We start from the raw sequence: 12355 nt of genomic DNA, 5'->3' as shown, positions 1-12355 counted from the left end.
AATGCTGCAAGGTTTGAGAACGGCAACGCTCTTGAACGGCTGCAGCATGTGTCTGGCCGATCAATACCCAGATCCACAATCGATGGTCTGCAAGAACCGGAGATTGATTGGATTGCTCTTCAAACTCGCACAGGGTTTGGAGTTGTGGCGGGCATTGATAATGAGAACGATCAAGCGTTAAAAGGGCATCTGGTGGATGCCTCGGCGCTGAGAGGCGATGAAGGACGTGGCACTCTGCGATAAGCTATGGGGAGGTGAGAGCAACCTTTGATCCGTAGATTTCCGAATGGGGAAACCCACACCGTAAGGTGTATCCCGAAAGGGAGGCGAACCCGGGGAACTGAAACATCTAAGTACCCGGAGGAAAGGACATCAACCGAGACTCCGTTAGTAGTGGCGAGCGAACGCGGACCAGGCCTGTGATATTTCTGTAAGAACTGGAAGCTTCTGGAAAGTTGCGCCGCAGCGGGTGATAGCCCCGTACAGGTAGAAAACAGATTTATCCTCGAGTAGGGCGGGACACGTGAAATCCTGTCTGAACGTGGGGGGACCACCCTCCAAGCCTAAGTACTCCTCAGCGACCGATAGTGAACCAGTACCGTGAGGGAAAGGTGAAAAGCACCCCGACAAGGGGAGTGAAACAGATCCTGAAACCGGATGCCTACAAGCAGTTGGAGCCCAAGGTCCGTCCTGGGTGACAGCGTACCTCTTGCATAATGGGTCAGCGACTTAATCTGGCAAGCAAGCTTAAGCCGATAGGTGTAGGCGCAGCGAAAGCAAGTCTTAATAGGGCGAATGAGTTTGTCGGATTAGACCCGAAACCAGGTGATCTAGATATGAGCAGGTTGAAGGTGCAGTAACATGCACTGGAGGACCGAACCCACGTATGTTGAAAAATGCGGGGATGACTTGTGTCTAGGGGTGAAAGGCCAATCAAACCTGGAAATAGCTGGTTCTCCGCGAAATCTATTTAGGTAGAGCGTCGCGATTAATACCCTCGGGGGTAGAGCACTGGATGGGCTAGGGGGACTCACCGTCTTACCAAACCTAACCAAACTCCGAATACCGAGGAGTACTGCGCGGCAGACACACTGCGGGTGCTAAGGTCCGTAGTGAAAAGGGAAACAGCCCTGACCGCCAGTTAAGGTCCCTAAGTAATGGCTAAGTGGGAAAGGATGTGGGAGTGCAGTGACAATCAGGAGGTTGGCTTAGAAGCAGCCACCCTTTAAAGAAAGCGTAACAGCTCACTGATCAAGCGCTCCTGCGCCGAAGATGTACCGGGGCTTAAGCCATTCACCGAAACTGCGGGTGTACATTTCTTTCGGGATTTGTACGCGGTAGCGGAGCGTTCCGTAAGTCTGTGAAGGGTGACCCGCGAGGGCACCTGGAGATATCGGAAGTGAGAATGCTGACATGAGTAGCGATAAAGAGGGTGAGAGACCCTCTCGCCGAAAGTCCAAGGGTTCCTGCGTAAAGCTAATCTGCGCAGGGTTAGCCGGCCCCTAAGGCGAGGCAGAAATGCGTAGTCGATGGGAACCAGGTCAATATTCCTGGGCCGGGAGGTGGTGACGAATTCCGTATATGGTTAGTCCTTATTGGATTGGACTAGCTGAGAAGGAGTTCCAGGAAATAGCCCCTCCATAACGACCGTACCCTAAACCGACACAGGTGGACAGGTAGAGTATACTAAGGCGCTTGAGAGAACGATGCTGAAGGAACTCGGCAAATTGCCCTCGTAACTTCGGGAGAAGAGGGCCCTATACTTGGGCAACCAGGTATAGGGGGCACAGACCAGGGGGTAGCGACTGTTTACTAAAAACACAGGGCTCTGCGAAGTCGCAAGACGACGTATAGGGTCTGACGCCTGCCCGGTGCCGGAAGGTTAAGAGGAGAGGTGAGAGCTTTGAATCGAAGCCCCGGTAAACGGCGGCCGTAACTATAACGGTCCTAAGGTAGCGAAATTCCTTGTCGGGTAAGTTCCGACCTGCACGAATGGCGTAACGACTTCCCCACTGTCTCCAGCATCGACTCAGCGAAATTGAATTGCCCGTGAAGATGCGGGCTACCCGCGGTTAGACGGAAAGACCCCGTGCACCTTTACTACAGCTTTACATTGGCATTAGTGACGACATGTGTAGGATAGGTGGTAGACTTTGAAGCCCGGGCGCCAGCTCGAGTGGAGTCACCCTTGAAATACCACCCTTGTCCTTATTGATGTCTAACCACGGCGCTACAACGCCTGGGACAATGTATGGTGGGTAGTTTGACTGGGGCGGTCGCCTCCCAAAGAGTAACGGAGGCGCGCGATGGTGGGCTCAGACCGGTCGGAAATCGGTTGTTGAGTGCAATGGCATAAGCCTGCCTGACTGCGAGGTTGACAAACCGAGCAGAGACGAAAGTCGGTCATAGTGATCCGGTGGTCCCGCGTGGAAGGGCCATCGCTCAACGGATAAAAGGTACGCCGGGGATAACAGGCTGATGACCCCCAAGAGTCCATATCGACGGGGTTGTTTGGCACCTCGATGTCGGCTCATCTCATCCTGGGGCTGGAGCAGGTCCCAAGGGTTTGGCTGTTCGCCAATTAAAGAGGTACGTGAGCTGGGTTTAGAACGTCGTGAGACAGTTCGGTCCCTATCTGCCGTGGGTGTAGGAGAATTGAGAGGATCTGTCCCTAGTACGAGAGGACCGGGATGGACATACCTCTGGTGGACCGGTTGTTGCGCCAGCAGCATAGCCGGGTAGCTATGTATGGTCGGGATAAACGCTGAAAGCATCTAAGCGTGAAACCCACCTCGAAACGAGTTCTCCCTTGAGAGCCGTGGAAGACCACCACGTTGATAGGCTCGGTGTGGAAGCGCGGTAACGCGTGAAGCTAACGAGTACTAATCGCTCGATCGGTTTGATCGTTCTCATTACCCATGCCCGTTACGGCTGACTTGGTCAGTATGTGACGGTTATTGATACAAATTCCGGTGTATTCATACTCATACTCGCTGTTTTTTGCCGGCTCGGTGATTATTGCGAGGAGCCTAAACCCGATCCCATCCCGAACTCGGCCGTTAAACTCCTCAGCGCCGATGGTACTGCGTCTTAAGGCGTGGGAGAGTAGGTCGTTGCCGGGCCTGCAAAACACAGCGTGTAGGATTAAGATCCCTCAATTCATGAAACAACTGGCCGCTTTGGCCGTAGAACACACGCTCTCTTCAGCATGACGCGGCTCCAAGCCGACTTTGGCCCCGTCAGCCTTCGTTGATGGAGACGCAAGTCGCTTTTGAGGCGTACACGTATTGGCGCGGGGTGGAGCAGCCCGGTAGCTCGTCAGGCTCATAACCTGAAGGTCGCAGGTTCAAATCCTGCCCCCGCAACCAAACTCAAAAAGCCCTTGATGCTTTTCGCATCGGGGGCTTTTTGCGTTTTGAGGGCTTTGGCTTGTTCTGTGCGGCAATAGCCGATACTTCGTGGCATCGAAAAATTCCAGAGGACGACCGATGCAATTTGATGACGTAATCCTGGGCCGCCGGAGTATCCGTGGCTACAAACCAGATCCTGTGCCAAAGGCGTTGATTGAGGAAGTCCTGGCTCTGGCCATGCGGGCGCCGTCTTCCATGAACACGCAGCCCTGGAGCTTCTATGTCATTTCCGGTGAGCCGCTGGATCGCATTCGTGCGGGCAACACTGAGCGTAATCTGGCCGGTGTGCCGCATTCGCGCGAGTTTCGCATCGGCCAGGCCTTTGAAGGTAAGCACCGCGACCGTCAGGTTGGCGTAGCGAAGCAATTGTTTGCTGCCATGGGCATTGCCCGCGAAGACAAAGAAGGGCGCCAGGACTGGGTGTTGCGCGGCTTCCGCCAGTTCGACGCGCCTGTCTGCGTGATCGTCACCTATGACCGCAATCTTGCTGAGAGCGATGATACGCCGTTTGACTGCGGCGCCGTCACAACCGCTCTGGTCAATGCGGCGTGGTCTCGTGGTCTGGGGGCCGTCATCAACAGTCAGGGCATCATGCAGTCGCCTGTGGTGCGCGAACATGCCGGCATTGCGGATGATCAGGTCATCATGAAGGCCGTGGCGTTGGGTTGGCCGGACGAGACTTTTCCGGCCAATGCCGTGGTCTCGGAACGCAAGAGCGTTGACGAAGCAGCCGTGTTTCGGGGGTTCGACGACTAAAGTTCAGTTTCGGGTGAACCCGAGACGCCCAAGATCACAAGGCCCGTCTGGCTCCTGCCGGCGGGCTTTTTTGGGGATACGTTGTGGCGGAATCGTTTCCCATTGCATTGACCCGTTTGGCGTCTGTGCGGCATGGTTTAGAGAGGTTGTAGTGCTGTTGATTTGGGGGCGGATGATCTTGGCTAAGATATGTGCGGCTGTGTTTTTGGCTGGTGCGGCAATTGTCTTGAGCGGGTGCTCACCAGAAGCCAAAGCAGGACTGCGGTCTTGGGCGTTCTCGCCCACCACCTATCAAGAGCGCTCTTGGCTTAACCTTGAGGCCGATGGTCCGGCGACCGGCTATGGGGACAAACAGATCGACGATAAGACGTTTGTCATCAATTCCGTCGGAAGCGAAGTGACGACCGTGGCCCAGGCTCAGGACCTCGCACTTGTGCATTCGGCCAAGCTAGGCAAGTCCCGCGGATTTGATCGGTTCATCGTACAACGCTCGCGCGCAGAGATGAGGTGTTCGCTTCACCATGCCAACCCTGTCGTCGAATTGACGGTTCGATATGGTGCCGAAAACGACTTTGATGAAGCCAAGGCTTCCTACTCCACCGATGAAGTGATCTCCGACCTAATGCCGAAAGTGCAAAGACCTGATGCGAGCACAACGGCAAAAGAGACGGCCTATGTCGCCAATATGCGCTTCTGCCGGTCGGGTGGCACAAATCAGATTGTCGATCCGGACCGAATAAAAGTCTCGGGCTAATATTCCTAAATCGCGCTGGCGGCGCCAGATCACAGTCTGCAAGGTTCACCGGGCTTGCATGACAGGTTCCCCTTGGCGGTGGGTGCAACTCTGACCGACTATTGTATTGTGCGGCGCAACAAGAGTGCGTTCCGGTTCTCTGCCGGGCGCACTCTTTTGTTTTTGCGTTCTGAAGCGGAGTTCTCGCTTGTCTCAGTTTTCTCTGCCGCGGCTCAAGCATGAGTGGCTCGGCAATATTCGTGGTGATGTGCTGTCGGGCCTGGTGGTGGCTCTGGCGCTGATCCCGGAAGCCATCGCGTTTTCCATCATTGCCGGCGTTGACCCCAAGGTCGGGCTCTATGCGTCGTTCTCAATTGCCGTGATCACGGCCATCGTTGGGGGCCGGCCGGGCATGATCTCTGCCGCAACGGCAGCGACGGCGGTGCTTATGGTCACGCTGGTGCGCGATCATGGACTTGAGTATCTGCTGGCGGCGACGGTGCTTGCGGGGCTGCTGCAGATTGCAGCGGGCTTCCTGCGGCTTGGGCAGGTGATGCGGTTTGTCTCTCAGTCGGTCATGACCGGTTTTGTGAATGCGCTGGCGATCCTGATTTTCATGGCGCAACTACCGGAGCTGATCGGCGTGCCCTGGCTGACCTATGTGATGGTCGCCGGTGGTCTTGCCATCATCTACCTGTTCCCGCGCATCACGACGGCGGTGCCGTCACCGCTCGTGTGCATCATCGTGCTGACGGCCCTGACGCTCTATTTCGGATTTGACCTGCGCAATGTGGGCGATATGGGCGAGCTGCCGTCGACGCTTCCCATCTTCCTGCTGCCGGATATTCCGCTGACGTGGGAAACGCTGGAAATCATTCTGCCTTACTCCGCTGCGGTTGCTGCGGTTGGCTTGCTTGAGTCCCTCATGACAGCCTCGATCGTGGATGACCTGACCGATACCAAGAGTGACCGCAATCAGGAGTGCATCGGGCAGGGCGTTGCCAATACGGCCACCGGCTTTATCGGCGGCATGGCCGGGTGCGCGATGATTGGTCAGTCGATGATCAATGTGAAGTCAGGCGGGCGCGGGCGGCTGTCTACCTTCTGCGCAGGCGTCTTCCTACTCTTTCTCATTGTCGTGCTGGGCGACTGGGTGAAGCAGATCCCCATGGCCGCGCTTGTTGCAATCATGATCATGGTGTCCATCGGGACGTTCAGCTGGTCGTCCATCAAGAATTTGCGCAATCACCCGCGCAGTTCGTCCATCGTGATGCTGGCAACGGTTGTGACCGTTGTTGCCACCCATAACCTTGCTATCGGCGTTCTGGTCGGCGTGCTGCTGTCAGGGATTTTCTTTGCAGGCAAGATCGCGCAGATTTTCCGGGTTACCTCGCATGTCAACGACGAAGGCACAGCGCGCACCTATGTGGTCGAGGGTCAGGTGTTCTTTGCATCCGTCGAGGACTTCCTGGCGGCCTTTGATTTCAAAGAAGCGCTGGAACATGTCACCATTAATGTATCGCGGGCGCACATCTGGGATATCTCCAGCGTCACGGCGCTCGATTCTGTGGTGCTCAAGTTCCGCCGTGAAGGCGCTGAGGTCGAGCTGATTGGTATGAACAAAGCCAGCGAGACGATTGTGGATGAACTGAGCATCAAGGATGAACCAGGTGCTCTAGAAAAAGTAATGGGCCACTAGCCATGTTGAAAACGATCGCTCTTATTGACGGTTCTGTTTACGCGCACAGTGTGTGTGATGCCGCCGCGTGGGTTTCCAACCGGGCTGGGGCCAGCGTCGAACTGCTGCATGTGCTTGGCCGCCGTGAAGGGGCTGCCGACAAGGCGGACTTCAGCGGCAATATCGGACTTGGCGCCCGCACGGCCCTGCTTGAAGAACTTGCCGAGCTTGACGCACAAAAAGCCAAGCTGACGCAAAAGCGCGGGCGGGCCCTGCTTGAAGACGCAAAGGATCACATCGTGAATGCCGGCGTGTCTGACGTCACGACATCCCTGCGCTATGGCGACATCGCCGAAACGATTCAGGAACTTGAGCTCGATGCGCATATGATCGTGGTGGGCAAGCGTGGCGAGGCTGCAGACTTTGCCAAGTTGCATCTGGGCTCAAACCTTGAGCGTGTGGTGCGATCAACCCAGCGCCCCGTGCTGGTGGCGTCGCGTAAATTTGAACCTGCTTCAAAGCTTCTGATCGCTTTTGATGGCGGTGAGAGTGTGGGTAAGGCAATTGATCATATGATCCGCAGCCAGATCTTTTCCGGCATTGCCTGCCACCTGTTGATGGTCGGTCAGGAAACCGCGGCATCCCGCACTCAGATTGAAGATGCGGCGTCGCAGCTGCGTGACGCTGGATATGAAACGAGCTGTGACATCAAGCCGGGGCAATCTGAGAAGGTCATTGCAGCAGAGGTTGAAGCGGGTGGATATGGGTTGCTGGTGATGGGAGCATACGGGCATTCCCGCATTCGCAACCTGATCATCGGGTCAACGACAACGGAAATGATCCGCTCCTGCATGATCCCGATTTTGCTCTACCGCTAGGCAGAGCAACTCCAAACGAAAAAGGCCCGCTGTGCGAATTGCACAGCGGGCCTTTTTGTATCGTATGTCTACGCCCTAGGCGACTTTTACATCTTCCAGGAAATCATCAACCTGCCGACGCAAGTTGGATGTCTGGCCGGTGAGTTCGCCCACGGCATCCACCACTTGTGTCGCGGCGCGACTGGTTTCATCGGCGCCTTGGTTCACGCCCGTTAGTGACCGTGAAACTTCATCCGTCCCGCCGGCGGCTTCCTGCACGTTACGGGCGATTTCACCTGTCGCTGCAGACTGCTCTTCCACTGCCGAGGAGATGGATGTGGAAATGCCATTTAGTTCATCTACCGTCTTGGCGATTGACTCAATGGCGGTCACGGCACCACCGGTCGCACTCTGGATATCTCCAATGTGCTGACCGATTTCGTCCGTGGCCTTCGCTGTCTGTGTTGCCAGGGTTTTCACTTCTGATGCCACAATGGCAAAGCCCTTGCCGGCCTCACCGGCGCGCGCGGCCTCAATCGTTGCATTGAGGGCCAGGAGGTTGGTCTGCTCAGCAATGTCACTTATGAGACTCACCACTTCGCCGATCCTGTCAGCAGCTTCAGCAAGCTGGCGGACAGTTCCCTGCGTCTCATCAGCCTGGCTCACCGCACGGGTCGCCACGCCTGCAGATTGCTCTACCTGGCGGGCAATTTCGCGAATGGATGAACTCAACTCCTCAGCTGCAGACGCAACGGTCTGAACGTTTGTTGATGTCACCGTGGAGGCGTTTGTTGCAGTCGACGCCTGTGTGCGGGTTTGATCCGCGATGCTGGACATGGACTGAGCCGTGGCCTGCATCTCTTCTGCCGCACCGGCGACACTTTGCAGGACATTGGACACCGTCTCGTCGAAGTTTGCCGTCAACTGTTCGAGTTGCTTGGCGCGCTCGAGCTGAACGGCCTGGGCTTCAGCCTGCTCGGCCTGCAGGCGTTCTGCTTCAATCATTGATTGTTTGAAGACAACGAGCGCCTCGGCCATTTCACCGACTTCGTCCTTCTGGTTGGCGGCAGGAATATCAATGTCCTTGTCACCCCCTGACAGGCGTCGCATGGCGGTTGTCATTGCACCAATCGGTTTGGCAATACCGCTGCCGATGAGCCACGCCGCGGCTGCACCGACCATGACGGCAAGCAACACCGCGACGATCACCACGAGAACGGCATTCTGCATAGCTGCTGTCGCCTGTGGCCCCATACGATCCTGCTCGGCCGTGGCCTCGCTTACCAGATTGGTCGTCGCCTGCATGATCTGAGGGCCGACGGCATCCAGTCTGTTGGCAATGATGGCGTTGCGTTCAACAATGATGGTGTGAACCTGTTTGAAAGTATCGCTGTATGCTGCGGCACCTTCCATTACCTCACCTGCAAGTTGGCGCCGCTGTGGATTCTGCAATTCCGTCAGCATGGCACCTGTAGCAGCTGTCATTGCCTCGAGTTCACCAAGAACGCGGTCAAAATCTGCTTCCATATTATCGACGAGGTATTTCTGGACGTAGAATCGAGCAAGCATCAGGTGTTCTTGCGTAACGCCTGCGCGATAGGCAGCCGGCGTATCACCGTCGCGTGCCGCTGTTTCCATGATACTGGAGAGCTTCTTGCGGATCTGAGGCCCAATCGCGTTGAGCCCTTCATTGACGAGCGCATCGCGTTCAGCCCGAAATGACACGACCTCCTCAAAGGCGTTCTCATAAGCGGTGAGATCATTTTCGATGGTTGTAAGAAGCTCGTCTTTCGTGACGTCCGCATTGAGTGCTCTCGCGCTTTCTGCGGCTTCAATGGCGAGTTTCTGAGCAGTCCGTACGCGGTTCGCACTGGCTTCATCACCACGGATTATGAAGTCTTTCACGCCCAGACGGGTATCGCGCATATGGGTCGCGACTTCCGCCAAGGCATTGGATTGGCGCGCCAGTTCCCGATAGGACTGAAACGTATCGCTGCCGCGTAGCAGTTCAAATATTGAGACGCCGCCAATGGCGACCAGTAGGGTCAGCACAAGACCAAATCCACCGAAGGTTTTGGTCTGAATTCGAATATCGTTGAGCCAATTCATTGAATTGCCCTCCTGTCAGCACAGCGTCCCCTCTGGCTGGTTTGAAAACGGCCAAGCAGGCCTCTCGGGTTTTCAAACTTCCCCTATAAGTTGCACAGGCGAGATAACAAATCGTGAATGGTTGAGAGATGTCTGGCCAATCAGCTTATGGGCGAGTGGTTGGTCAGCATGAAACCGCAGCAGGTGACGGCTTTTTCCTTCGTGGGTTTTAGTCGCGCTGGCCGCGCCAGCGATCGATGACGGCATCCACGAATTCAGCGCTGCCGCGATCTTCCTTCCAACCCTCTGAGAAGGAGGCCCCGCTGGAGCGAGGCGCAAATCCATCAGGCAGCCGGTCGAACCGAATGCGCATGGGCAGAGGGACGCCTTCACCAATGGCAATTGCTTCGCCATTGCCCATGGATGGAAGGAACTCAAGGAGACTGACCGCGGCGTCTGACACAGCTGCCTGCACAATTTCCTGGTCGTTCTGGTTTGTCAGGCGCATGGCAAAAATGGTGCTGGTCTGAGACAGGATCGTGGGATCAATCTCTGATGGACGCTGAGTAACCACGCACAGACTCACACCGTATTTGCGCCCTTCCTTGGCAATCTTCGAGATGGCGCGCTTCGTTGGTTCAAAGCCAAGTGCCGCGTTGCGTGGCACGTAGCGGTGTGCTTCTTCGCAGACAATGGTGATGGGCACCTGACGATCGCTCCACATGGCTAAGTCAAAGGCCATACGGCAGACGACTGAGACAACCACGTTGAGAATTTCAGCGGGGACGCCGGACAGGTCCATCACGGTGATGGGGCGGCCTTCCACGGGCACACGGAAGATGCGACCGATCACATCACGCATGATGTCGCGCACGGTCAGGCCTCCGAACATGAAGGCGTAACGTCCGTCGACGGTCAGCGCTTCGATGCGTGCCTTCAGACGCTTGTACGGGACGAGGCTCTCGGGCTTGTCGAGTTTACCCATCATCGTGTCCAGCATCTGGATCAAATCCGAGATGCGGTAGGGTACGGGGGTATCGACGGTGATTGTGTTGCCGCCGCCGCTTGGCGTCTTGCGGACGAGGGATGATGCTTCGCCTGCGCCTGCGCGGTAATTCTGCTTCGCGATCGGAATAATTTCGCGCAGCACTTCCATTTCGACCCGGCGTCCGGGTTCGCCACCCAGGAGAACTTCGACAAGCTCATCGAAATTCAACAGCCAGTAAGGCAGTTGAAGCGTCTCGGGTCCAATGACTTCCGCCTGATCGCCGAAGGCCGGGGCGTATTCATTGTGTGGATCAAGAACCACGATGTGAGCGTTTTTGTGCTCCTGCATCATGCCCCGCAGAATGAGCGAGACCGCGCATGATTTGCCGGTGCCAGTGGTGCCAACAACCGCGAAGTGTTTCGCGAGCAGATCATCTGGAATGATGTGCGCAGGAATGTTCTCGTCCTGCTGGATCGATCCAATGCGCACGAGACCTGTGGCGTCGCTGCTGAAGATGACGCTCAGGTCTTCGCCGGCAGCCAGATGGACTTCAGATCCAAGTGTGGGAAATGCTGATACGCCGCGTCGGAAGTTTCGGTTCTGTGCGCCGTCGCGTGCGGTGATGATCTCGCCGACCATTTCGATTTCGAGAATTTTGAGCTCATGCTCGTCGGCGCGGCTGGCCGGCACCGGAATGCTGAGGCCGGAAACAATGCCAATCACCAGGCCTTCACGGCTGATGATCTTGACCAGCGAGCCCATGGAGGGTGTGCCGCCGGTGGGTTTGCCATGCTCATCGCTGTCCAGAACCACAACGGCCTGTGCGCCGGAGACCGACACAATACGACCGATCGCAAAACCTGCCGTGGCTGCGAGGCGCGGCGTGGTCTCGCCGATGCTGCTGAGTTTTTTTGTCTCTACCATGTGACCGTTGTCCCCCTAATCAACGGTTGCCGTCATTGCTAACGGTGCCGACTTCCTGACGCGGTGTATTGGAAAGCGAATGAGTGCTGTGGTGCCGGCACCTGGCGTGCTCGAAATGCTGAATGTGGCGTCGTGCAGTTCAGCGAAGGCTTTTGCGAGGGGCAGACCAAGACCGGTGCCCTCCTGCTGGCGAGCCAGTGTCCCGTCCACCTGGCGAAAGGGTTCCATGGCTGTGGCCAACTGGCCTGGTGTCATGCCAATGCCGGTGTCAGCCACAAAAAGGGCCACACCCAGACCGGCTTTGCGTGCGCCGAGCGTTACCTTGCCGCCTGCGTCCGTAAACTTGATGGCATTGCCGGCAAGGTTGATGAGCGTCTGCTTCAAGCGACGCTCATCGGCCTCAAGATTCTGCAGACCGTCTTCAATGTCGATGGTCAGTGTCAGCTGCGCCTGTTCGGCCCGTTCGGCGAGCATGTTCTGGATGCCCGCAAACAGATCTGTCGCGGATACTTCCTGGAAATCGAGTTCCAGGCGCCCGCTTTCGATGCGCGACATATCGAGAATGTCGTTCACAACGTGGAGCAGGTGTGTGCTTGCCTCGTGGATGTCGCCTGCGTAACTCTGGTACCGCTCCCAGCTTTCAGCGTCAGAGCCAAAGCGGCCTTGATGGATGATTTCTGAAAAGCCGAGAATGGCATTGAGCGGTGTGCGCAGTTCATGGCTCATATTGGCCAGGAACTCGCTCTTCGCGCGGCTTGCAGTCTCAGCTTCCTTGGAGGATGCGACCAGTGCCAGCTCAGAGCGGCGGCGGTCGATCTGTGCCCCCAGTGTCGAGGAGTAGTTCGACAGCAGCGATCTTGAGCCGGGATTTTTGTCAGTGTTGCGCAGCATGAATTCGACCAAAACAACCATCAATCAGTT

At 56.4% G+C, this 12355-nt stretch carries 7 protein-coding genes, 1 tRNA gene and 2 rRNA genes; 7 read left to right on the top strand and 3 right to left on the bottom strand.

Annotation, left to right across the window (positions count from 1 at the left end; translation table 11 throughout):
* Positions 1-168 precede the first annotated feature (168 nt).
* From BN1012_RS12600 to BN1012_RS12570, 7 genes are all read left to right on the top strand, one after another.
* Positions 169-2907 (top strand): 23S ribosomal RNA (locus BN1012_RS12600).
* 100 nt (positions 2908-3007) lie between these two features.
* Positions 3008-3122, top strand: a 5S ribosomal RNA gene (gene rrf, locus BN1012_RS12595).
* Between the two features lie 169 nt (positions 3123-3291).
* Positions 3292-3368: transfer RNA gene (locus BN1012_RS12590), tRNA-Met, on the top strand.
* A gap of 120 nt (positions 3369-3488) precedes the next feature.
* Complete coding sequence (locus tag BN1012_RS12585; RefSeq protein ID WP_043949876.1) at positions 3489-4166, top strand: nitroreductase; 678 nt, start codon at positions 3489-3491, stop codon at positions 4164-4166.
* Between the two features lie 178 nt (positions 4167-4344).
* Positions 4345-4920 (top strand): hypothetical protein, encoded by a 576-nt coding sequence (locus BN1012_RS12580; protein WP_145973466.1) that lies wholly within the window; start codon positions 4345-4347, stop codon positions 4918-4920.
* Between the two features lie 202 nt (positions 4921-5122).
* On the top strand, positions 5123-6598 hold the full coding sequence (locus BN1012_RS12575; RefSeq protein WP_122381408.1) for a SulP family inorganic anion transporter: 1476 nt from the start codon (positions 5123-5125) through the stop codon (positions 6596-6598).
* 2 nt (positions 6599-6600) lie between these two features.
* The gene (locus tag BN1012_RS12570) at positions 6601-7455 is read left to right on the top strand and encodes a universal stress protein (RefSeq protein ID WP_043949873.1); all 855 of its coding nucleotides are present in this window, start codon (positions 6601-6603) and stop codon (positions 7453-7455) included.
* A gap of 75 nt (positions 7456-7530) precedes the next feature.
* Here BN1012_RS12570 and BN1012_RS12565 read toward each other — a convergent pair whose 3' ends face one another.
* From BN1012_RS12565 to BN1012_RS12555, 3 genes are all read right to left on the bottom strand, one after another.
* Entirely contained in the window at positions 7531-9543 is a 2013-nt protein-coding gene (locus BN1012_RS12565) for a methyl-accepting chemotaxis protein (protein WP_043949872.1), read from the bottom strand.
* A gap of 208 nt (positions 9544-9751) precedes the next feature.
* Complete coding sequence (locus BN1012_RS12560; protein WP_052535244.1) at positions 9752-11434, bottom strand: ATP-binding protein; 1683 nt, start codon at positions 11432-11434, stop codon at positions 9752-9754.
* A 15-nt stretch (positions 11435-11449) separates the two neighbouring features.
* Positions 11450-12325 carry a sensor histidine kinase gene (locus BN1012_RS12555; RefSeq protein ID WP_171815967.1) on the bottom strand — a complete coding sequence of 292 codons (876 nt, stop codon included), beginning with the start codon at positions 12323-12325 and terminating at the stop codon, positions 11450-11452.
* Positions 12326-12355: the final 30 nt, after the last annotated feature.

It is taken from the genome of Candidatus Phaeomarinobacter ectocarpi (genome assembly GCF_000689395.1).
GTDB classification, from domain to species: domain Bacteria; phylum Pseudomonadota; class Alphaproteobacteria; order CGMCC-115125; family CGMCC-115125; genus Pyruvatibacter; species Pyruvatibacter ectocarpi.
Note: the sequence above shows the minus strand (reverse complement) of the source record. Positions and strands in the feature narration are given on the sequence as shown.